General features: G+C 54.4%; 24 protein-coding genes and 1 tRNA gene. 9 read left to right on the plus strand and 16 right to left on the minus strand.

Annotated elements, in window-relative coordinates:
• Positions 1 to 45: 45 nt before the first annotated feature.
• Together Q1W70_RS15370 and Q1W70_RS15375 are read right to left on the minus strand one after the other, a co-directional pair.
• Positions 46 to 297, minus strand: a complete 252-nt coding sequence (locus Q1W70_RS15370; RefSeq protein WP_302097514.1) for a hypothetical protein — start codon at positions 295 to 297, stop codon at positions 46 to 48.
• 10 nt (positions 298 to 307) lie between these two features.
• On the minus strand, positions 308 to 595 hold the full coding sequence (locus Q1W70_RS15375) for a hypothetical protein (protein ID WP_302097516.1): 288 nt from the start codon (positions 593 to 595) through the stop codon (positions 308 to 310).
• A 300-nt stretch (positions 596 to 895) separates the two neighbouring features.
• Between Q1W70_RS15375 and Q1W70_RS15380 the strand changes: the two genes are divergently transcribed.
• The 3 genes from Q1W70_RS15380 (at position 896) to Q1W70_RS15390 (ending at position 1,893) form a co-directional block, all read left to right on the plus strand.
• Entirely contained in the window at positions 896 to 1,159 is a 264-nt protein-coding gene (locus tag Q1W70_RS15380; protein ID WP_302097517.1) for a CopG family ribbon-helix-helix protein, read from the plus strand.
• Entirely contained in the window at positions 1,122 to 1,412 is a 291-nt protein-coding gene (locus Q1W70_RS15385; RefSeq protein WP_302097518.1) for a type II toxin-antitoxin system RelE/ParE family toxin, read from the plus strand. The genes Q1W70_RS15380 and Q1W70_RS15385 overlap by 38 nt, the downstream gene beginning before the upstream one ends.
• A 121-nt stretch (positions 1,413 to 1,533) precedes the next feature.
• A complete protein-coding gene (locus tag Q1W70_RS15390; protein WP_302097520.1) occupies positions 1,534 to 1,893 on the plus strand; it encodes a hypothetical protein in 360 nt (119 codons plus the stop codon).
• Between the two features lie 360 nt (positions 1,894 to 2,253).
• Here Q1W70_RS15390 and Q1W70_RS15395 read toward each other — a convergent pair whose 3' ends face one another.
• A complete protein-coding gene (locus Q1W70_RS15395; RefSeq protein ID WP_302097521.1) occupies positions 2,254 to 3,057 on the minus strand; it encodes a hypothetical protein in 804 nt (267 codons plus the stop codon).
• 234 nt (positions 3,058 to 3,291) lie between these two features.
• Between Q1W70_RS15395 and Q1W70_RS15400 the strand changes: the two genes are divergently transcribed.
• Both Q1W70_RS15400 and Q1W70_RS15405 read left to right on the plus strand, forming a co-directional pair.
• A complete protein-coding gene (locus Q1W70_RS15400) occupies positions 3,292 to 5,316 on the plus strand; it encodes an STM2767 family DEAD/DEAH box helicase (RefSeq protein ID WP_302097522.1) in 2,025 nt (674 codons plus the stop codon).
• The gene (locus Q1W70_RS15405; RefSeq protein WP_495675372.1) at positions 5,316 to 5,948 is read left to right on the plus strand and encodes an STM2766 family helicase-associated protein; all 633 of its coding nucleotides are present in this window, start codon (positions 5,316 to 5,318) and stop codon (positions 5,946 to 5,948) included. The genes Q1W70_RS15400 and Q1W70_RS15405 overlap by 1 nt, the downstream gene beginning before the upstream one ends.
• A 252-nt stretch (positions 5,949 to 6,200) precedes the next feature.
• On the opposite strand, the gene Q1W70_RS15410 is transcribed toward Q1W70_RS15405, so the two are convergent.
• The 11 genes from Q1W70_RS15410 to Q1W70_RS15460 all read right to left on the minus strand — a co-directional run bounded on the left by Q1W70_RS15410 (position 6,201) and on the right by Q1W70_RS15460 (position 14,641).
• Positions 6,201 to 7,631, minus strand: coding sequence for an IS1182 family transposase (locus tag Q1W70_RS15410; protein ID WP_302097524.1), 1,431 nt, complete (start codon positions 7,629 to 7,631; stop codon positions 6,201 to 6,203).
• Between the two features lie 223 nt (positions 7,632 to 7,854).
• On the minus strand, positions 7,855 to 8,220 hold the full coding sequence (locus tag Q1W70_RS15415) for a histone-like nucleoid-structuring protein, MvaT/MvaU family (protein WP_302097525.1): 366 nt from the start codon (positions 8,218 to 8,220) through the stop codon (positions 7,855 to 7,857).
• Positions 8,221 to 8,289: 69 nt separating this feature from the next.
• Positions 8,290 to 8,478, minus strand: coding sequence for a hypothetical protein (locus Q1W70_RS15420; RefSeq protein WP_169372179.1), 189 nt, complete (start codon positions 8,476 to 8,478; stop codon positions 8,290 to 8,292).
• Positions 8,441 to 9,385: a chromosome segregation protein SMC gene (locus Q1W70_RS15425; RefSeq protein WP_302097528.1), complete on the minus strand. Its 945-nt coding sequence runs from the start codon at positions 9,383 to 9,385 to the stop codon at positions 8,441 to 8,443. The genes Q1W70_RS15420 and Q1W70_RS15425 overlap by 38 nt, the downstream gene beginning before the upstream one ends.
• A 93-nt stretch (positions 9,386 to 9,478) precedes the next feature.
• On the minus strand, positions 9,479 to 12,385 hold the full coding sequence (locus Q1W70_RS15430; RefSeq protein WP_302097529.1) for a DUF927 domain-containing protein: 2,907 nt from the start codon (positions 12,383 to 12,385) through the stop codon (positions 9,479 to 9,481).
• Positions 12,382 to 12,654: a DUF3077 domain-containing protein gene (locus Q1W70_RS15435; protein WP_302097530.1), complete on the minus strand. Its 273-nt coding sequence runs from the start codon at positions 12,652 to 12,654 to the stop codon at positions 12,382 to 12,384. The genes Q1W70_RS15430 and Q1W70_RS15435 overlap by 4 nt, the downstream gene beginning before the upstream one ends.
• Complete coding sequence (locus Q1W70_RS15440; RefSeq protein WP_302097531.1) at positions 12,651 to 12,935, minus strand: hypothetical protein; 285 nt, start codon at positions 12,933 to 12,935, stop codon at positions 12,651 to 12,653. Before Q1W70_RS15440 ends, Q1W70_RS15435 begins: the two co-directional genes overlap by 4 nt.
• A complete protein-coding gene (locus Q1W70_RS15445) occupies positions 12,932 to 13,090 on the minus strand; it encodes a hypothetical protein (protein WP_302097532.1) in 159 nt (52 codons plus the stop codon). The genes Q1W70_RS15440 and Q1W70_RS15445 overlap by 4 nt, the downstream gene beginning before the upstream one ends.
• Positions 13,091 to 13,467: 377 nt before the next feature.
• Positions 13,468 to 13,773, minus strand: coding sequence for a hypothetical protein (locus Q1W70_RS15450; RefSeq protein WP_302097533.1), 306 nt, complete (start codon positions 13,771 to 13,773; stop codon positions 13,468 to 13,470).
• On the minus strand, positions 13,770 to 14,378 hold the full coding sequence (locus tag Q1W70_RS15455; RefSeq protein WP_302097534.1) for a hypothetical protein: 609 nt from the start codon (positions 14,376 to 14,378) through the stop codon (positions 13,770 to 13,772). The genes Q1W70_RS15450 and Q1W70_RS15455 overlap by 4 nt, the downstream gene beginning before the upstream one ends.
• Positions 14,375 to 14,641, minus strand: coding sequence for a helix-turn-helix transcriptional regulator (locus Q1W70_RS15460; protein WP_302097535.1), 267 nt, complete (start codon positions 14,639 to 14,641; stop codon positions 14,375 to 14,377). Before Q1W70_RS15460 ends, Q1W70_RS15455 begins: the two co-directional genes overlap by 4 nt.
• Positions 14,642 to 14,812: 171 nt before the next feature.
• Between Q1W70_RS15460 and Q1W70_RS15465 the strand changes: the two genes are divergently transcribed.
• A protein-coding gene (locus Q1W70_RS15465; RefSeq protein ID WP_436799864.1) for an IS3 family transposase occupies positions 14,813 to 16,368 on the plus strand; the annotation gives its coding sequence in 2 pieces (ribosomal slippage) (positions 14,813 to 15,269 and positions 15,269 to 16,368; 1,557 coding nt in all).
• Positions 16,369 to 17,567: 1,199 nt separating this feature from the next.
• On the opposite strand, the gene Q1W70_RS15470 is transcribed toward Q1W70_RS15465, so the two are convergent.
• Together Q1W70_RS15470 and Q1W70_RS15475 are read right to left on the minus strand one after the other, a co-directional pair.
• Entirely contained in the window at positions 17,568 to 18,809 is a 1,242-nt protein-coding gene (locus Q1W70_RS15470; protein ID WP_302097537.1) for a tyrosine-type recombinase/integrase, read from the minus strand.
• A gap of 164 nt (positions 18,810 to 18,973) precedes the next feature.
• Positions 18,974 to 19,058: transfer RNA gene (locus tag Q1W70_RS15475), tRNA-Leu, on the minus strand.
• Positions 19,059 to 19,165: 107 nt separating this feature from the next.
• Here Q1W70_RS15475 and queA point away from each other — a divergent pair.
• The 3 genes from queA to yajC are packed head-to-tail and all read left to right on the plus strand — an operon-like array spanning position 19,166 to position 21,725.
• Positions 19,166 to 20,215, plus strand: coding sequence for a tRNA preQ1(34) S-adenosylmethionine ribosyltransferase-isomerase QueA (gene queA, locus Q1W70_RS15480; RefSeq protein WP_166592897.1), 1,050 nt, complete (start codon positions 19,166 to 19,168; stop codon positions 20,213 to 20,215).
• Positions 20,216 to 20,229: 14 nt separating this feature from the next.
• Positions 20,230 to 21,345 carry a tRNA guanosine(34) transglycosylase Tgt gene (tgt, locus tag Q1W70_RS15485; RefSeq protein ID WP_166592911.1) on the plus strand — a complete coding sequence of 372 codons (1,116 nt, stop codon included), beginning with the start codon at positions 20,230 to 20,232 and terminating at the stop codon, positions 21,343 to 21,345.
• Positions 21,346 to 21,389: 44 nt separating this feature from the next.
• Positions 21,390 to 21,725, plus strand: coding sequence for a preprotein translocase subunit YajC (yajC, locus tag Q1W70_RS15490; RefSeq protein ID WP_095166066.1), 336 nt, complete (start codon positions 21,390 to 21,392; stop codon positions 21,723 to 21,725).
• Positions 21,726 to 21,765 lie beyond the last annotated feature (40 nt).

The following is a 21,765-nucleotide window of genomic DNA, read 5'->3' on the forward strand; positions in this document are numbered from 1 at the left end:
GCATGGAGGTGTCTACGAAACCCGGGGCGATTCAAATGTCACCGGTCACAGCTCCACACTGAATCCGGTGATGCCCACGGTCTCGGCAAAGCGTCCCACCGCCGTCAGGCTGGCCCAGGTGCGCAGCGGCTCACGTCGGGAGCGCACCGGCACCAGCCGCGCCGAGGGGCTGCCCAGGCGGACCGATAGGGTCCACCTCGCATTATCAGCATTGACCCGGCCCACCACGACTTCCCGGACCACGTGCTGGCTGACCAGGACTTTCAAAGTATCGGACTGAATGGTCTGACCGATCATGACGTCGGCCCTAAGCGTGTCGCCGGGTGCGACGCACAGCTGCCTCGCGAGCCTCGGACAGCAGGTTGTACATCAGATCGCGCTGCACATCCGTAATCTGCTTACCGACTGCCAAGTCTAGGATGAAGTCCTTTGCCCTTAAGGTATCAGCCTCGATCTCGGTGCCGTCATGTTCGGCGCGGTGCAGGTTATCCAGCAGATCCCCCCAAGCGTATTGACGGTAGGGCGTGTTCAGCTCTACTCGGGGTGGGCCGAACGAGAATGTGGCGGGCTTTGGATTTGCTTCAGGGGTAGCCATGAGCGGGTCTCCTTGTCGCGGTGAGGGGTTAGAAGTATGTGAACCAGCATAGGGGGTGCTGGTACGCCAGTCCACGGAGTTCCGGCGAACGGTAGCTAGCAAAAAGGCTCTCACACCTGGCACAGATGTGGGGGCCTTTTTTACATAAGCGGCGTTATGGGAACTGGTCTTCGGAGCAGTGGTTCGGTGCGCGACTTCTGATTAGTATTCGGCTTTGTTGACATAGTTATTATTTGGCTATAGTGTTGACGTCAGTGTCAACTGAATACAGTGTATACAAGCCGTTTTGGAGCGTTTATCATGGCCTCGCCTGTCCTGTCCTTTCGTGTGGAATCCGAGTTGATCAATCAGCTCGATCAACTCGCCGAAGCAACCGATCGGGATCGCCAATATCACCTCAAGCGTGCCCTAGCACGTTATGTTGAGTCCGAGTCTTGGCATTTTCGAGCAGTCGCTGAAGGCATTGCAGATGCAGAGGCAGGCAACCTAGTCGACTTGGATGCCGTGAAGGCTAAGTGGGTGGCCCGTGCCGAAAATCGCATTAACCAGCAAGGCGGAAAGTGATCTCGATGGTATCTATGAGCATTACGCGCCGTTGTTAGGCGCTAAATCTTCAGAGGGCGTGGTGTTTCACATTATCGAAGCATTGGAGATGCTGGAGACCTTCCCTCAAATGGGTAAGGCTTCGGATATTCCCGACTGCCGCGAGCTGATCATTTCGAAGTATCCCTTCAGAGCAACTTACACGCTAAAGGGGGAGATGATCAGAATCTATCGAATCGAGCATCAGCACGCCGAGCGCCGCGAAAATTGGTGAGCCACTATAAAAAATCCCCGCCATTGGCGGGTTTTTTGGTTTCGGATTCGACGAAATTGCCGTTACTCGCAGTCTTAGGCGATATGCCAGGCTATCGGGTCGATTGCCGGGGAGAGTTGGTATGTTTTGGAAGAAGAAAAAGCCAGAGGTCGCGCTGGATCAGCTTTTGGCTCAGCAGATTGCGGAGGCCAATGCGAGTGGCGATCAGCGCACTGAGCTGACCTATCGGTTACTGCTGGTGGCCCAGGAAGCCCAAACGATGCGTGTGGCCATGCAGAACATTGTCGACAGTTACAGTGACGGCCTTAGCGACCTGACGCACGAAGCCTGCCACCTGTTTCCGATCCCTCTGGCCGCTGAAATAGAACGCCTTGAGTGTCTTGTGCACGAGAACTTCGAAGAGATTGAGGCGCTGGCTGATCGTGCGGGTGATTTGCTGATTAAGCTCGCTCCGCTGCAAGTGTCTGCGTTTAAGAGCTAACACCAACCTTCGCGACTTTGGCTTGTTTTAGCGCTGTACGAGTCGGCCAACGGCAGCGAACAATGTCTCTATTATGCGTACCAGGGCAGTTTCATATTCTGAGTGGCTCAATCTTCGCACTGCCTGGGGGCTTCGTCTTTCCCAACACATAGGTCACACCATTGGCGCCCGGTGCAATGGCCAATAATTTCCAGCCTTCTTGAACCGCAGTGTTCGCGCTGCTCACGGAATAAGCTTCTTTCAACTCAAACGCTTCATGCAACTGATGGAAAAAAGATTCTAGCTAAAACAGAGGTCGTCCCAAGTGTAAAATTAATACCCCGGTGCTACCTCTGTTATTTAGGTCACTCTACATCAACACTATTTCAACGACTGACTGCTTAGCATTTTCTTTAACTCCGCGATTGACTCCTGCTCCTCCTTCTTTTGGATTTTTTGTTTCAGGATGAACTCAATTCCAACCTTAAGTACAGGGAATAGCTCATTACATTGCTGTTCTGACATGTCGTGAACACCGGAGGACAAAACACCGTACATAGCATGATGCTCGACTAAATATGAAGGCAGATAACTTTTGAGTGCTTTTATTTTATCAGCTACGCGGGCAGTCTTATAGGTCGTATGCGCTGCGATCCAATTTTCGTCTTTGCTCGCCTCTTGATGAGCCTCTTCGATTAGTGACTCGAAGATCCTGCGGAGATAAACTACAGCCCCTGCGCCTACCCCAGCGGATGCAAGCCTCACTGCTATCGTAAATCCCTCAAGCTGCTCTTTAGATAAAACCTTGCGATACTTTCTGATTTTTACACTATCCGCATCCGCTAATGAAGGGTATTGACCGACCTTCATGAGCCCATCAGCCTTGCTCAACTTGAAACTATAACGACCTACATGCTCATTATTTCTAGAGCAACGCGTAATAATATCAACGTAAGTGAAGTAATCCCACCATTGAATCTTGGTAAAATCATTGCGACCAAGCCCATGAGATTCAATCGTAAAAATACTATCCTTTCCGCACTCTGGGCAGTATGTATCTACGGAGCCATAGTATGAGGCGAAACTCTGAAACGCTTTAATATTCTTATCAGTCAAAGGATATTTAGTGTATAGCGGAAGCTGTAAAAACCACTCTTCAGTTGTAGGGAAATACGTTTCGTCCACTTGGCCTTGCTCCATGCTATGCGATGATGAAGCATTGTGTCACAAGCCAAGCTGTATGGAAGGGTTTTTAGCATATTAAAAATACTGAAATTAGTTTAATGCTGCTAAATGGTCTGGAAGTTAACCTCAGCGTTGTCAGTGCCTTATAGTAAGGATAACTTTAATAGTTGACTAGAGCTTGCGCGCATGCTAGAACGCCACTAAAAGCTCGGTGATTTGATTCAGGGAGGGGAAATGGCTAGTAGTTTTTTCTACATGAGTATCGAAGAAAACGATAAAAACCATGATTTCGTAGAGGCAGTCAGGACGTACGCTGACAAAAATCTCGAGCAGGCATATATTGTAAGCAAGCCTCTTGGTGATAATAAGTACTCTTATGACTATGACGACGGATTTGTATTGTTAGTACCGAAGCACAAAATTTTGTTTGTGCGACTTGGTGGTACTGCGGCCGACTTTGAGGAGTTCCAAGAAGACTTCTTGGAGGACCTTAGTGCGATCGCGGATAAATATCGATACAAGAGTATAATCGGTCGCCCCCGAACCTGGGGAGATCTATACGGTACTGTAGTAATAGATCCCGATAATTTTGATCTGGCATCTATTCTTCAAGAATATAAAATATTTGCAGGAGATCGGCAAAAAAAATGCGAACTGCTTATCTCTTTGCTCACGGGAAGCATAAACGATATCGATCGTGTTAAAGAAGCGGTTCCTGATAATCTTTTAGACAAGGTCAAGCAAAAAATCTTGCTTTTCGATGGGGAGCAGACACGGTTTGTATATCAGAAAAATACTAAGCCCGTGGTCAGAATTCAAGGCTTGTCAGGAACCGGAAAGACTGAACTTCTTCTGCATAAACTGAAGGAAATCTACACGGCCTCAGACGATAGCCGTATTTTCTTTACGTGCCATAATAAAATATTGGCGGATAGTCTAAAAAAGAGAATACCAGACTTCTTTAACTTCATGAAAGTGGAGCAGCAGATCGAATGGTCTGAGCGTCTTTGGTGCGACAACGCTTGGGGGTCAGGCGGGGATTATAATTCAGGTGCATATCGTTATTTCTGTCATTTTTATGGATTGACTTTCCATCGATATAGCCCATCCATGTCATTTGACAACGCGTGCAAAAAAGCGCTAGAGGAGCTAAAAGCTAAAGGAGATAATATAGAGTTCGCGCTGGACTATATGCTGATCGATGAAAGCCAAGATTTTCCTGAGTCATTCTTTGAGCTTTGCCAGAAGGCTACCAAGGAGACGGTTTATATCGCAGGAGATATTTTTCAAAATATATTTTCTGACGTCGTAGGTGATATTAAGCCTGATTTTCTTTTAAGTAAGTGTTACCGAACTGACCCTAGAACTTTAATGTTCGCGCATTCCTTAGGTATGGGGCTATTCGAAGCTGAGAAGCTGCAGTGGTTGGCGGACGACGAGTGGCGGTCTTGTGGATATATAGTGGAGAAAGATAGAACAGATACATTGTATCGCCTATCAAGAGAGCCACTTAGAAGATTTGAAGACGTAGATAGCAATGCGTTTGATAGCACCGAAGTTGTACTGACGGGAGCAGATGAGGCTCAGGACGGTAGCGATACTGCGAGTGCTATTGTCAAGATAGTCGCCAAAATTAAGCGTGATAATCCAACTGCAACAGTTGAAGATATTGGGATTATCTTTCTCAATGCAAACAAGCGCAGCTTTAGGCTAGCAGATATTTTAGAACAGAAAATTCCGAGTGAGTTAACTTGGCGAGTAAACAAAGCGTACGAGTCGAAACGAAAAATTAAAGATTTCTTATTCGTCAGCAACAGAAATCATGTAAAAGGGCTTGAGTTTCCATTTGTAATATGTGTCGCGGAAACAATAACTAGGAGCCATAGCCTTAGAAATGCTCTATACATGATGCTAACTAGGTCATTTATAAAAACGTATCTTTTGATTCCTCAGGGCCCTAATCAAATCATATATGATCAGATCACGGCCGGTCTCAGTGGAATCAATAAAACAGACTGCATTGAGGTAGTAGCACCTTCACCGAAAGAGATAGAGAAAATTCGGACCAAGATAAACTTTACCAGTCGAACGGTTTCTTACTATGAGTTCTTGAGTGGGATTTTCGATGAGCTTAATGTCTTGCCGATATTCCGAAGCGACTTGACTGAAACCGTTAGATTTACTCTCGGAGATAGTTTTGATCGGGATGAGGTTATGGAAGTTGTTGAGTTCAACTACGGTAAAATGGCTGGTAGATAATGAAGAGATACTATTTTACTATCGCCGAATGGAATTCAGACCTTGTTTTTAAGCCGATCAGAACTAGGAGGGACGTGATTGTATTGTTAATGAAGGTAACAAAGCTTATGGATGTCGGGCCGGTGTTAACCGCGCGACCTGAAGGACAGTATTTTGAGTTGGTAGTATCTCAAATGAGTCGTTTGTTTTTCTTTTCTGAGAACAAGCACTACTCAATTGGGTTTCCGTTTAGCGTAACTCTAGAAGATGAACGCGTTTATTTCAAAACTGGTTCTGGGGTAGATGTTGATAGTCAGATGACTTCGGATATATTGAGCGTAATGGCAAGCGGTGAAATTTTTGAGTTTGATGATATCCTCGATTTCGCGACTCCAGTGTCGGACTTTCTTTTTCACAATTCTGGCGGTTGGACTGTGCTCAGAGAACTTCTAATGCAAGAGGATGGTTACGTACGCTACGATCATGATCCAGTTCATGCTAGTGGGGATATGCACCCTCTTCATCATCTGGACGTTTTTTATAGTTCTGGTCACACATTCAAGATTGGACTGACAAAAAAAAGTGATCATAATTACCTGATAGATGCGTTGGATTTGAAGACGGCATGCCATTATTTGGGCGCGGCGCGATAACGGTTTGAAGGTAGAATGACTTGGGAATGATAGAATGCAGTAAATGATAGGACTGTACCGCCACGGTGCCCTATTCACCGAAGGGCCGCTACCGGCCCAGAGTGTGTAAAAACGCTTTCGTATATCGAGTGCGTCATTCAGGCGTTCCTGGGCGATGCGATTGCCCAAGCGTTTTCCGTGATAAGCATTACTGACGTTCCAAAGCGGTTATGTAGCGGTTGAGCGCCTTCTGGGGCAGAGAAAACCGAGACTTTACACCGCCATCGCCTTCAGCAAGCTTGCTGTACCGATAATGTTCATAACTCGCTTCATGTTGTAGGCGAGTACATTCAGACTCATCTCAGCGCTTACCCCAACCAGTTTGCGCGTCAGGAAATGCGTTGAGCCCATCCATTGTTTGAGCGTCCCGAAGGGATGCTCAACTGTCCTTTTTCGGATTCGCATCATGTCCGGTGCATCGTTCAACCGACGCTGCATTTCCTCGAGCACCGTTTCATGTTCCCAGCGCCTTACTCGACGATTTTTGCTCGGCGTGCACTGCGTTTTCAGCGCGCAACCCTGGCATTTCGAACTCCAATAACAGTGCATATTCATGCCCTTCTCAATACTGGAGAAGCGCCAAGGCAGCGCTTCTCCAGCCGGGCAGATGTATTCGTTTTTCGTCGCGTCATAAACGAACGCATCTTTGTTGAATCGACCATCCGCCTTGGCGCTTGAAGTCATCGGCTTTGGCACGTAGGCAGTGATGTCCGCGTCGTGACAGGCAAGGATTTCTTCACTCTTGAAGTAACCTCGGTCAGCTACCACCGCCAGCGTTTCGGACGCCATGGCATCGCGAGCCTGCTTCGCCATCGAGCTGAGTTGATCTCGGTCGGAACCGAAGTTGGTGACCTCATGAGCAACGATCAAATGGTTCTGGGTGTCGACCGCTGTTTGCACGTTGTAGCCGACAATTCCCGTGCCGCGCGTCATCATGGAGCGGGCGTCTGGATCGGTCAGTGAGACCTGTTTATCCGGCGATTCGTTGAGCTGGATTTCGATCGCTTTAAGCTCTTTCATTTGCGTCTTCAGCTTGGCAATTTTCTCCTCCAGCCGCACGGCGCTGGGCTCGGAGGCTGTTGGCTCTTGCCGATCGGCAGCATCGAGTGCTGTCAGGTAACGGTTGATGCTCGATTCAGTTTCTTCCATTCGCCGCTTCAGTTTGGCGCTGGTGAAATTGCGGTCGCGGTTGTTGACTGCTTTGAATTTACTGCCATCGATGGCGACCAGATTTTCTCCGAACAGTCCCAACTGCTGACAGAGCACAACGAACTGGCGACAGACGCCTCGAATGGCCTTGCTGTTGTCTTTTCGGAAGTTGGCGATGGTCTTGAAATCCGGCATCAAACGCCCGGTCAACCACATCAGCTCGACGTTGCGTTGAGCTTCTCGCTCCAGGCGTCGGCTCGACTGGATGCGGTTGAGATAGCCGTAGATGTATATCTTCAACAGAATCGCGGGGTGGTAAGCGGGACGGCCGGTGTCAGCCGGAATAGCACCGTCAAAACCCAAGGAAACCAGGTTGAGTTCGTCGACAAAAACGTCGACTACGCGCACCGGATTGGTATCGCTGACGTAGTCGTCGAGGCTCTCGGGAAGTAAGGTGCCTTGGCCTCGATGTTCACCTTGGATAAAGCGCTTCATGGGCGATCCTTGCGATGAAATCTTCAGAAATCATAGCAAGTGTTCGCGAAGGCGTTTTTACACACTCTGGGCCGAAAGCGGCCTTCGATGCCGTTACGGAATGCAACGATATATAGAGGAGATTCGCCGTTCAGCTTAGCGCTTACGACCAGATTTTTTATCTTTGCAGCCGAGCATCCTTACCAAAAAGGGCCCGCTGGGCCCTTTTTCAGGTGAAGCAATTTTACTTCTTCAACCATCCCTCGACGACGTCGGCACCGTGTTTTGCTTTCCACTCCTTCAACGCTTTGTGATTCCCACCCTTGGTTTCGATGACTTCCCCGGTATTCGGGTTTTTATACACCTTGAATTCGCGTGGTTTGCGTGTGCTGGCGGGTGAAGCCGCAGATTTGCGAGGGGCCGTGGAGTGCGGATCCAGCAGATTGATGATGTGCTTAAGGCTGAAACCATACTGATCGAGCAGCTTGCGCAGCTTGGTTTCGAACTCGATTTCTTTCTTCAGACCATCATCACCTTTTAAAGCTTCCAGTGCTTGGAGCTGCTCGGCGAGATGTTTTTCCAGCTGGCGGAATTCTGCGAGTTTGGACATTGTGTTTCCTTTGCTCAGTGTGGTCGTGCGTGGTTATTACGATAGATTATGCTGGTTACAAGTTCAGCACTATTTTCGGCGATTCAGTTGGCTTTCAATATGCGCCATTTCCGCTTTAATCGCGTTGATGGTCAGTGTTTGTATCTGACTGGTTTTACCCGCTCCCGCGTTGATAGTCTTTAGCAGGGTATTGAGATAGGCCTTCCGAGTTTTGAGGGTGTCAGACCAGCTCGCGCTGTTCTGTAGTGGCTTGTTCATTTCGTTCATCCTTGCGTTGTTCCGGATTGCTCTGATCTTCAAGCTGTTGCAGTACCGGCAGACTGTTGAGCTGGACTAAGTCCCGCGCGCTGTATTGACGAGAGCGGTCTATTAGCTCGTGCCACCCCCACTGCCCATGATTTTCGCCTCGCTCGGGTACGGCCAGTTTCATAAGCCCTACCGGGTCATGTCCCAGCAGGTTGTAGTTGGCCCACAGCTTGCCACCCACCTCTAACAACGCTTTTGCGGCCTTGTTCCATTGCTCCTCCAGTACTGTCTGCGAAAGCCAGAGGGCGGTGCGTTCTATCCCTTTTTGCTTTTCTTGTGCTTCGGCGATGTATTTATCTACGGTCACCAGCTCCTGCTCCAGAGCAGCCATGATCAGGTGTTGCCGACGGTTATGTTCGGCGGCTGCTGTCAGATTCTTCGCGGCCTTTTGTGCGTCGGCGTTGGCGGTCTGCTCGCCTTCGGTGTCGCCCCATGCGACGGCCTGCGCGTACGCAGTGGCTGCGTCCGTTTCGGCCTGACGGGCTTTGGCCATGTCCTCAACCGCCTGTTGTTGGATCTGTGCCAGACGGGTGCTTAGGCTCTGGCGCTTTTCGTTTAGCTCCTGTTCATCCGCTTTCCAGTTATCCATCGCTTCGATGTAACCCGCCATCAAGGAATCGCAATTGGCGAGGTTCTCACGGCGACTGATCTTCCTATCTAATAGGTCGGCATTGAGATTGCGCGAATCGAAATTCCTTTTCAGGTCGTTGTACTTATCCCGCAGTTCGCGTTTTCGATCCGGCTCGATGGGGTCTTCACTTTCCAGCACGGCCTCAAGCGGCAGCATTTCGGCGTGTAGTTGTTCTGCCTCGCTGCGCAGTTGGTCGCGGCGGTCTTTCAAGTTTTGAATATCGTTCATCTGTTTAGTCTCTGTTCAATTCGATTGTGGGTTGGTTGAGTGGCTGGCGAGGCCGGGAATAAGCCGGCGCTACCTCAATCAGCAGAGATGCCCTCAGGCAGCCCGAGCCTCGCTCTCATCCATTCCCGGAATCGTCTTCACGATGTAGCAGCGTTGCTGACCGAGGCCGGGCAGCCGGACCAGACTCGACGCCTTGCCGTCGCTGCTCGGTTCCAATACACCGCGCTGCAGCAGCTCCTTATTCACGGCGTTGATGTTCATGCCCCGGAAGATCTCCGAGCGCCATGCCTCGGGCAGCACGTAATAGGTGTTGGTGGTGTGTAGGGCGTCGCCCAAGCCGTGCTCCAGCGTCTTGCGAAAGCCGAGACGGTCGATGGTGCGCGGGCCGTGTTCGTCGATCTTTGCGGCCGCCGATTCCCAGCGGGTAAAACGGCTTTCGCCGAAGCGCTCGATGACCTGGCGCAGCCGCGCCAAGATCGCATCGCCTTCGAAGTTCCCGGCGCCGCCACGCTCGTTCATCCAGGCGTTGAGGCACACGCGAGCGGCGGTGGTGGCAGTCCCGTCGGGCCAGCCAGTGATCCCCATCGCGGTGGCCAGCTCACCCGCTGCGGCCGCGAGACCGAAGCGAGCGGCCGCACGGTGTGCCTGCCCGCTGGCCGAGGCCGGTAGTGATTGGGCGATAAACCCTTCCAGTGTGCGGCGCAGGATGGCGGACCAACCATGACGTTTGCCCGGTTCGCACAACGCCGTGAGGAAGGCGGTGAGCGGTGTGCCGTAATACTTCGCCACCCGTGCCTTGAGCGCGTCGGACAGCGCCGCTGCGTCATCAAAACCGTTGAGCGCGTCAAACATGCCGAGGCCTTTGCTCGCATCGGCCGGAACCGCGAGCATGCGTACTTCCATGCCCGCTTTCAGTTCCTTGTTGGCTTCGGCCATGTGCTGAGCCAGCGTCTTCTCGCCGGTGGAGAGAAACAGCAAGCGCCACTCCTGTACCTGTCGGCCTGCTTGGCCTCGATCATTGGCGCGTGCCTTGCCGGTGCCGTTCCCCAGCATGTACACCGTCTCGCCGATGATGCGCGGATCGCACATGCCGATTTCATCCAGCACCAGAAGGCCATCGGAATGCGCGGCGGCGATGGATTCGAGCGCGTTATCCGTGGAGCGCCACGAGCGCACCAGACGCGGCCCGCCGTAGATTGAGGCAGCCACCTGTAGGTGGGTGGTCTTGCCGCCTGAACTGTCGCCGTACAAGTGGAAGCCGCCCGACTCATGGCCGAGCATGTGCAGCAGTGGGCCAGCAAAGGCTACGCCGACAACGAACGCCAATCGATGATTACCGACGCACAGTGCGCCGATTTGCTCCTGCCACTGCTCAAGCGAGCCGGCTTCGCTGATCGGCGGAAGCTGAGAGCCGGCCTCGTAGAAGTGCAGGTGTTCGCTGTGTGCGCCGACCTGCTGCTCGGGCAGCAGAAAGGCGCTGTCGTGCCAGCCCAAGCGGGTGACCAGTCGTGCCCGTTGCGCGCTGTCGAAGCCGCCGAGGTAACTTTGTAGGTCATTGCGTGCATTGCGTCCGGAGCGACTACCGGCGAGACGCAGGCCCATGTCCACCAACGGGCCAAGCACGTCCTTGCCGAAGTCGCCGGTCATGGTGCGCGCCGGGATATTCCAGCGTTTCTTGGCACCGTCGGGATCGTCGAACTCGACGAGTAGGCCCCAGTTCTGCCCTTTGTCGTCGCGGGTGCGAGCCAGGATTTCCAGAGGCGAACACACCGGCCGCGCTTCGCCGTCGTCGCCCGCATAAAACACGCCTTCGGACGTGAGGCGAAAGCCACCGGGCATCAGGTCGTTTTTCGATTTGGCGGGACGCTTGGTCGGTGCTTTCGTTTTCGCTTCTGGCTTGGCTTCAGTCGGTTCCGTTGCCGACTGCTCCACAGGCAATCCAAACAATTCCCCGCTGCTTTCCAGCTCGGCGAAGTGGGCCGCTGTCCAGCCTTTGGCGAGTGCATCAGCGGCGTCGTCGCCATCGTCCCATTGACCACCTTTAGCGAAGGCGGCGCGGCCGTTCTTCAGCGTGGGCTTGCGTTTGAACACGTCCAACGCAATGACTCGAACCGAGGCGGCGCCGATTTCACGCAGCTTGTCGGCGACGATTTCCATGCAGGCTTTACCGCTGACATCGTTGTCCGGCCACAACAGCACGTCACGACCCTTGAGCGGCGTCAGGCCGGCCTTGTGCCAGGAGTTGGAACCGTTCGGCCAGCAGGTGGCCACGTAGCCCGGCAGCAGTTTAGAGGCGGCATCGGCGGCTTTCTCGCCCTCGCACAGGGCTACAGGTGCATCAGTGCGCTGGTTCAGTTCGTCAAGGCGCAACAGTGGACGCGGATCGGGCAGACCCTGCCAGCGCCATTGTGTGGTTTGGCTATCGGCACGCTGACACCACGTCAGGGGAGCAAAGACCTTCTTCGGCTTGCCGTCTTCATCCGGCGCGAGGTCGAAGCGGTAGAGCGCCATGAGTGGCTGGCCCTGTGCATCACGATAGATCCACACCTTGGACGGCGCGCCGTGTTGCCGGTGCTTGGCCGGGCACTTGTTCATGGCCTCGGCCGGGATCGGCTGAATGGCACTCCACTCAGGTGCTTTTGTCTTGGCGGGCGCTGGCTTCGCCTGGGCGGCACCGGGCAACACGTTGAGCAGGTCTGCCAGTTTGTTACAGGCCTCGACGTCGGTGCCGCCGTCCAGATAACGCACCAGATCGATCAGGTCACCGCCCTTGTCGCCAGTGGCGAAGTCGGACCAGGTGCCCTTGCTCAAACTGATCTTGAGCGAACCGGCGCGTTTATCGCTGCGAGTCGGATTGGGAGCGGTGTATTCCTTGCCGCCGTCCACGCGCTTACCGTTGGGCAGCGAGTGCGTCAGGACACGATCAATGTCTTTCAGTGCAGCGGCTTTCACGTCGGCGAAGCTGGGACGTTTCGCGGAGTTGCTCGGGCGTTGGCTCATGCGTCAGCCCTCGGCAAAAACAGCGCGTCGTTGATGTCGTCGATCAGGGCTTTGGCCATCTCGCCCAGGTACAGAGCAGGCCAACTGAAACGCTCGCCGCTGTCGCTCATGGCGACGTCGAAGTTGAGTTGGTTGGCGTGATGCTGCAGCAGGGAAACCATCTCCAGTGCATCCTCGACCGGTACTCCGGCATTGACCCGGAACAACTTCAAGTCGGTGGCGTTCACACGAGTAAATGTGGCGTGACCCAGCGTAGTGGAGGTGGTCATAGCGCACCGCCTTTCTGCGCGGCCGGAATGGAGGTGTTGTCACCGTGCAAGGTGAGGGTTTTGATCAGGCCGAGAGTGCCGCGCACGTCCCAGAGGACGGCGGCGATCACATGATTGGCGAGGCGCGAGGATTCGCTTTCGAAGTGATCCTCCAGCAGCGTTAGCACCGAGTCGGCGCGATCAATGGCGCAGGTGATAGCGTCGATTGGTACACCGGCTTCTGCTTTCGGATTAACGCAGAGCAGGTCTTCAGGTAGGGCAAAACTCAGGGCGTTGTTCATTGGGCACCGCCTGCGGTTTCGAGTGCGCGGGCTTTGGCCATGTGGCTGTTGTAGCGGAAGAGACGTGTAGCGAGGCTGGAGTTGGCATGTAAAGCGGCGAGAGCCATTGCACGGTGTGCAGCGGCGCGAATTTTGGACGGACTGAGGTTGGTCATTTGGCAAAGCTCCTATTGTTGAGGAGCTGCCACACTTCGTCGCCAAACGAATTAGGGTGGCAGCTGTGCGCAGGTTGGCGAACCGGGACAATAGGAACCCGGCAGACCCGAAGGTCTCCCACGCACAGCCACCATAAAACGGAGATGCGGGCACAAAAAAAGCGCCTGCAATCGTAATGGGGGCGCCTGTGCGCCTATTGTAAGTCGGGTCGCCAAACCCGTTCGCTGATTTTGCAGCGACGGCAAGAGAGTAACGTCCGTTTTTTGAAAGTGCAACTGCGTTGATGACTTGCGAAATTTTTAGGTGCGGCATAAATTGTTTGTGCATGTAGATTTACCTCAACGCCTCCGGATCGCCCCCCGGAGGCGTTTTCGTTTCAGGTATGGGCTTCCCAGCGCAGGGAAAGGAGGGGGAGGAAGCCACCGCTGAGCATCGATCGTGCATCTGCGTAGGCTTGCGATTGCTGGCCTTCGTCGGCGATCACGGCTCCGATTTTTTCGCAGTGGAGGGAGAGGGCGCACCAGGTGCCGTCTGCCCAGCTGAGTACACTGACCACGCGACCTTGCTTGTCCTGTTGGCTGCGGTAGTGCTCGAGGCGCTGCATGAGGCGGGGCGAAAAGCCAATCCGGCGCAGCACCGAAAACGGGTGCATCAAGGCGTTATTCGCGATCTTTTTGCTCATGCTGCCTCCTGCGCAAAAGCAAGCAGCGGTGGTGGTGTTTCGCCTTTGAGCCAAGCCAAGATCTTGCTGTCTTCGACGCAACGTCTGCGGTATTCGACGGTCATCACATCGCGACGCTGTGCGAGACACTCATCCACGTGCTCGGTCAGATCCGAGGTCATCCGCATGCTGTGATGAAGATTCTCGGTAGTGGTCTTTTCCACGGCGAGATCTTCATCCGTGATGCGTTGCCAGACCGCCGGATCGTTCGCGTACCCGGCCGATTGATCCACCAACCAGTAGGTGACCCAGTCGGTCATGCCTCGCGTTTTCAGTGAGGCGAGGCGGCTGTCGCTCATGGCGAAATAACCGGTGCCGTGGACGCTCGAAAATTCTCTGCGCACCGCATTTTTGCGGATCAGTTCGGGCAATTCCCAAGGATTGGCTTTGATTGGGAGAACGAGGCTGTCAGGGCTGAAAAAGAACGCTTCCTGCTCTTCGCCGTTCCAGCTCACGCCTGCAATGGTGCGGTGTCGCCAGTTGATTGCACCAGGTTGATAGAGGCGAAATCCGATGCTGTAGGAGTCGAGAAACGGGCCCTTGAAAGGGCAGTAATGGCGCTTCATGCGGCCACCTGATCACGCGCCTCAATGCGGCTGCGTGCCCAGGCTTGGACTTCGGCAAGCACCCACGCCACTGGTGCTCCGCGTGCAGTGCTTGTGCTCAGCTTGACAGGGCGCGGAAAGCCGCTCTTTGGGCACTGCATTAGCTTGTAAATAGTGGGGCGTGCGAGGCCAACGATAGCCATGACTTCGGAGATTCTGATCAAGGTTGTCGTGGGGTCGCGATGAGGAATGTGGTTGATTGTTGACGCGCGGAGGTTAGACATAGTCGTGCCTGTAAGGTGAGAGACAGGCGCAGACTAAAAGATGAAAAAAAAGCAAACATGGTTTGCTTTTCGTCGACACAAAGAAAATTTATCTAGCCCCCGGTGTCAGGATAGTTGTCGCCTCGCCAGACTTACCTGAAACCAGACCCCGGGGGCGGAAAGAGAGCCGTTGTGCCGTACTATTCCTCTGAGCGCAAAGCCGAACTGCTCAAGATGCTGGGCCCTCCACTCAACCTGACGATGGCCGAAGTCGCCAGGCGCGAGGGCGTTACTGAAATGTCGCTGTATACCTGGCGCAAACGAGCCAGTGCCGAAGGATGTGTGGTGGTGACCGATCCCAAACACCCGACCGAGAGTTGGTCGGCAGAAATGAAATTCGCGGCTGTCGCCGAATGTGCCAGCTTGTCCGAGATTGAACTGGGTGAATACTGCCGTCGCAAAGGCTTGTATCCCGAGCAGATTGCTGCCTGGCGGCAAGCCTTCCTGAGTGGGATGGCCCCTCAAAAAGCGCAGCCCAAGGTTGATCGGGAGCAGGCCCGTCAGGATCAGAAACGTATTAAACAGCTTGAGCGCGAACTGCGCCGTAAGGATAAGGCGCTGGCTGAAACAGCCGCGTTACTGGTGCTGCGAAAAAAGCTCAACGACTACTGGGGAGTAGACGACGAGGACAATTGACCGCTCTGCCGGAACGGCAACTGCTGGTGGCGTGGCTGACAGAGGCGATCAATACCGGCGCTCGAAAATCGATGGCGTGCCAAGAAGTTGGATTGACGCTCAGAACGTTGCAGCGTTGGACTCAAACGGAAGAGGTGGTGGCGGATGCGCGTACTACTACAGTTCGCACAACCCCGCCCAATGCGCTGAATGAGCATGAGCGAATAGCGATTCTCAACCTGTGCAACAGCGCTGAGTATGCTCACTTGCCACCCAGCCAGATCGTGCCGAGGCTGGCCGATAAGCAGATCTACGTAGGCTCGGAGTCAACGTTCTATCGTGTGCTTCGAGCTGCCGGGCAGAGGCAACACCGAGGACGCGCTCAGCGCCCTGGACGTAATGCCGAGCCAACCACGCATGCGGCTCATGCACCAAATCGTGTGTGGTCGTGGGACATCACGTACTTGCCGTCTTCGGTGCGTGGAAAGTACTACTACCTGTACCTGATCGAGGATATTTACAGCCGCAAGAGCGTCGGCTGGGAGGTGCATGAGGATGAGGACGGCGCCAAGGCCGCAGTGTTGCTGCAAAGGAGCGTGATCAGCGAACAATGCCTGAGAGAGCCTCTGGTACTACACTCGGACAACGGCGCGCCGATGAAGTCGACCACGTTGCTGAGCAAGATGTATGAGTTAGGCATTACGCCATCAAGGGGCAGACCGCGTGTCAGCAATGACAATCCGTATTCGGAGGCTCTTTTCAGAACGCTGAAGTACTGTCCGCAATGGCCGACCAAGGGTTTCGAGACCTTGGATGCTGCAAGATGCTGGGTGCGTGATTTTATCCGCTGGTACAACCACGAACACCGACATAGCGGGATCCGCTTCGTCACACCGGCAGAGCGTCATCGTGGTCAGGATAGGCAAATCCTTGCCCTGCGCCATGAGCTGTATGAACAAGCTCGAAGCAGGAATCCAGAGCGATGGTCAGGACGCACTCGTAACTGGGAGCCAATTGGTACGGTGCTGTTGAACCCTGATCGGGATCAACAGCACGCGAAGCAAGCCGCATAGCTGGATGGTTGACGCGACAACTACCTTGAAAAACGCCGCTAGGGAGAAATTTACCTTTTCTCAGATATTTTCTAACGGTCGGCGCAGATGCCTTGCCCTGGTCGACTAGCGCTTTGACTAATTCGGTTTCAGTTATGTTGGGCTCGGCAGATATTTGGCTTTTTGCCGCTTTGCTTATGTCCTCAAAAAGCTTCTTGCTGTTCTCTTGCTTGACTGTGCCCGGCTTGGCGTTAGCCTTCCCGGCCGCTTTGCCTCTTTCCGAGGCTTTTTCGGCAAAAGCCTTTTCCAGCGCTCCCCGCAGAAAACTTGATGCGCTAAAGTCGTTGTGCGAAACGTCCGCGTAGTCCGCTTGTTGATAAAGTGAAGCAAGCATCAAAATCTTGGAGGCCTCGCCACTGAAATCAGCAAACTCCTCTCGGGCATCGATTTCGAAGTCGCTCTTTCGCTTTCGTTCTCTCTGAATGAGGAGGAGGTATTGTTTGGGGTCAGTCTGTCTGAGCTGCTCCACTAGATCTAGATCCACATCGTAGAGGGAGAGTTCTAGATCGAATAGCCACTTCGCAAGGACTTCAACCGCCTGCACAGCTTGAATAAGCGCATAAGTCGCTACGAGTTGTGTGTCGCTTGCGGGATGATCAATACCAAGGAAGCGGCGAACGACTCTGGGCAGTGAGGTCGGTTCGGAAAAGTAGAAATGCTCTTCAATTGGGTTGCGAAGTCGAAACATTGTCTTTGTCACTGCTTCAGCACAGTCAGCGTATTGGCCGTCCTCTAGCCAGAACGATGTTGCATTGTGGATGCAGGTAAACACATCACGGAAGTGCTCGGAGAATTGGCTGTATAGCGCCAACTCACGGACAGCCAGTTCGACCTCATCAAGATCCCAAAGCAGGCAGCCAACGTCTACTCCGGCTATCTCAAGCTCTAAAGCCTCGGTGCCAAGATTGCTGTTCATTTTGACACCCCTCGCCCCGTACCGAGCGTACTGCCGCAGCGAAGTGTATCTGGCAAAGCAGCTGCCAGCAGGGGGCTTGTGGTTCGATAACTGTTACACGCTTCAGCAGCGTTACACGCGGGGTTCGTTGAGCGTGGATACGGTGTAACGTTAAAAAAATATAATATTTTCAATAGGTTATAAGGACTCGTTACACGCGTCACACCCGTTACACCGGTTTTAGAGGTAGCCTGGGTAAGTGATCTCATATCGCCTTTCCAAACTGGGCTTGCACTACATTGCCTCCCTCCAGGGCATCAAGGTGATCTGCATACCACTGCATCATCTTTACGCGTTGCTCAAGATATTGGGCTTTGTTGTACACGCCTGAGATACCTTCCTCTTTGTGAGCCAACTGTGCCTCAACATGCTCCTTCGGCCAGCCGTGTTCTCGAAGCAACGTGCTCGCGGTGTGTCGAGTACCGTGTCCAACCAGGCGGCCTTTGTAGCCGACGGTGGCGAAGACCTTATTGATCGTGTTTTCACTGATGGTTGGGTTCTTGGCGCCGACACCTGGGAAAAGCCAGCGACTGCGTCCGGTTAGGCAGTGCAGGTCCTTCAGGGCTGCAACAGCTTGGTGAGGAAGAGGGCATACAAAATCCCGACGCATCTTCATCTTGGCGGCAGGTGTGGTCCAAATGGCTTTCTCAAAGTCGAACTCCTTCCACTCTGCCAAGCGAACCATCCCAGGTCGTGATGCCGTCCATACACACAGCCATGCCGCCGTGCGGGCCGTCAGCCTGCTCGGGGTGTTTTTGAGTGCTTGGAGGAATTCAGCCAGCTCAGGCTCCAGCAAATGTGGATGTTGCTGAGTCTTGGGGGCTTGGGCTGCAATGTCGCGTAGGCGGCTGCCTGGATCGTTTTCGGTGAGTCCTAAGCCGATGGCTCGGCCGAAGATCTGATTGATCCAGGTACGGCACTTTTCCGCCACGTTGTGTGCGTCCCGGGCTTCGAGGGATGCCTGGAGTTCTGCGCAGTCGGTACGGGTGATTTCGTCGAGGGGTTTATCTCCTAATGCCGGGAGTATGTCCTTGTCGAGGTAGGTGCGGATTTTGTTAAGAGTGGAGGGGGCGAGGCCCTTTTCTTCTTTGGCCTTGAGCCAAGCTTCAGCAGCAGCTCGGAAGGTCCGAGTCCTGGCAGCGTCAATGGCTGCTTTAGCAGATCGCTTCTGTTCGAGAGGGTCGGCACCGCTACTGACGACTTTGCGTAGGTCGGCAGCTTTGTCCCGTGCCAATGCACCACTAACTTCCGGGTAACCCCCGAGCCCCATCCAAGCCCAATTGCCCGCCGGACGTTTGTAGCGCAGTTGCCAGGATTTGCCGCCATCAGGTTTGACCCTGAAGTAGAGGCCGTTTCCGTCCAGCTCCCGGTATTCCTTTGATTCCGGCTCCAGCCCTGCAAGTGTTGTGTCTGCGAGAGGGCGGCGCTTGATGTCTGCGCGCTTCATCCTTGTATCCCAAAGTTCGGTACTTTTCTCAGGATACAAGCAGGGATACAGGGATACAACGGATAAGGGGATACAGAGGTAGATAGCCAGACACAAAAAAACCGGCCAAGTGGCCGGTTTCTCTGGGTCTGAAAGACTGGTAGAGACTTTCAGATACTGCTATATGGTGCCCCGAGGGAGACTCGAACTCCCACTCCTTTCGAAAACGGATTTTGAATCCGCCGCGTCTACCAATTCCGCCATCAGGGCTCAATGGCGGCGAAGTATAGAGAGGTGATAACCGTCGGTCAATCAGGTACATGGAGAATTTTTGATATTTCCGCTAGACTTCCCGGCCCTGCTAGACGAACCCCATCATGCGCGTTGCTGACTTTACTTTCGAACTCCCTGATTCGCTGATCGCTCGCCACCCGTTGGCTGAGCGGCGCGGCAGTCGCCTGCTGACCCTGGATGGGCCTAGCGGCGCCCTGGCGCACCGTCAATTCACTGATTTGCTTGAGCATTTGCGCCCAGGCGACTTGATGGTGTTCAACAATACCCGGGTGATTCCGGCGCGGCTGTTTGGCCAGAAAGCCTCCGGCGGCAAGCTGGAAATTCTGGTGGAGCGGGTGCTCGACAGTCACCGTGTGCTGGCCCATGTGCGCTCCAGCAAGTCGCCCAAGCCTGGCTCGAAGATCCTCATCGACGGTGGGGGCGAGGCTCAGATGCTGGCGCGCCACGATGCGCTGTTCGAGCTGGGGTTTGCCGAAGAAGTGTTGCCGCTGCTCGACCGCGTCGGGCATATGCCGCTGCCTCCTTATATAGACCGTCCGGATGAAGACGCCGATCGCGAGCGCTACCAGACGGTGTACTCCGAGCGCCTGGGCGCCGTGGCGGCGCCGACGGCGGGGCTGCATTTCGATCAGCCGCTGCTGGAGGCGATTGCCGCCAAAGGCGTCGAGACTGCGTTCGTGACCCTGCACGTGGGGGCTGGCACCTTTCAGCCGGTGCGTGTGGAGAAGCTCGAAGACCACCACATGCACAGCGAGTGGCTGGAAGTCGGCCAGGACGTGGTGGATGCGGTGGCGGCCTGTCGGGCCCGTGGCGGACGTGTGGTGGCCGTGGGGACCACCAGCGTGCGTTCGCTGGAGAGTGCGGCGCGCGATGGCGTGCTCAAGCCGTTCAGCGGCGACACCGATATCTTTATTTTCCCGGGCCGGCCGTTCCATGTGGTCGATGCCCTGGTCACCAACTTCCATTTGCCCGAATCCACGCTGTTGATGCTGGTTTCGGCGTTTGCCGGGTATCCCGAGACCATGGCCGCCTACCAGGCAGCTGTCGAGCATGGGTACCGCTTTTTCAGCTACGGTGATGCGATGTTCATCACCCGCAATCCCGCACCGCGCGGCCCAGAGGAAACAGCATGAGTCGCACCTGTCGTATGTCTTTCGAACTTTTGGCCACCGATGGCAAGGCCCGTCGCGGGCGCCTGACGTTCCCGCGTGGCACCGTCGAGACCCCGGCGTTCATGCCGGTGGGTACCTACGGCACGGTCAAGGGCATGTTGCCGCGGGACATCGAGGCCACGGGCGCCGAGATCATCCTGGGCAATACCTTCCACTTGTGGCTGCGTCCTGGCACCGAAGTGATCAAGAAGCACGGCGACCTGCACGATTTCATGCAGTGGAAAGGCCCGATCCTGACCGACTCCGGTGGTTTCCAGGTGTTCAGCCTGGGCGCCATGCGCAAGATCAAGGAGGAGGGCGTGACCTTCGCCTCGCCGGTGGACGGTGCCAAGGTGTTCATGGGGCCGGAAGAGTCGATGCAGGTCCAGCGTGACCTGGGCTCCGACATCGTGATGATTTTTGACGAATGCACGCCGTACCCGGCCGACGAAGACGTGGCGCGGATCTCCATGGAGTTGTCGCTGCGCTGGGCCCAGCGTTCGAAAAACGCCCATGGCGAGAACACCGCGGCGCTGTTCGGTATCGTCCAGGGTGGCATGCACCAGGACCTGCGCATGCGCTCCCTGGAAGGCCTCGACAAGATCGGTTTTGACGGCCTGGCCATTGGCGGCCTGTCGGTGGGCGAGCCCAAGCACGAGATGATCAAGGTGCTGGACTACCTCCCGGGTCAGATGCCGGCTGACAAACCTCGTTACCTTATGGGTGTTGGCAAGCCGGAAGACTTGGTTGAGGGTGTGCGCCGCGGGGTGGACATGTTCGATTGCGTGATGCCAACCCGTAATGCCCGCAATGGGCATCTGTTCATTGATACGGGTGTGCTGAAGATCCGTAACGCGTTCCATCGCCATGATGATTCGCCGCTCGATCCGACCTGCGATTGCTATACCTGCCAGAACTTCTCCCGCGCTTATCTGCATCATCTGGACAAGTGCGGCGAAATGCTGGGGAGCATGCTCAATACCATCCATAACTTGCGTCATTATCAAGTGCTTATGGCTGGTTTGCGCGAGGCTATTCAACAGGGTACATTGGCCGCCTTTGTCGATGCCTTCTATGCCAAGCGCGGGTTGCCTGTTCCGCCTTTGGACTGAGTTTTAAAACGTTTAAGACACTAATTCTGCAACTGGAGTGCTAAATGAGCTTTTTTATCTCGAATGCGATGGCAGACGCCGCTGCACCTGCTGCCGGCCCTGCTGGCACTGGCTTTGAGTGGATTTTCCTGGTCGGTTTCCTGGTCATCTTCTACCTGATGATCTGGCGTCCACAGGCCAAACGCGCCAAAGAGCAGAAGAATCTGCTGAGCAACTTGCAAAAAGGTGATGAAGTTGTGACCTCCGGCGGCATCGCCGGCAAGATCACCAAAGTAGCGGATGATTTCGTGGTTCTCGAAGTTTCTGACTCGGTAGAGCTGAAGTTCCAGAAAGGCGCCATCGCTGCCACGCTGCCAAAAGGCACGCTGAAAGCGATCTGAGTTTCATCTTCTACCAATCGACGGGGCGCGCAAGGCGCCC

The organism is Pseudomonas kielensis (genome assembly GCF_030505375.1).
Classification (GTDB): domain Bacteria; phylum Pseudomonadota; class Gammaproteobacteria; order Pseudomonadales; family Pseudomonadaceae; genus Aquipseudomonas; species Aquipseudomonas kielensis.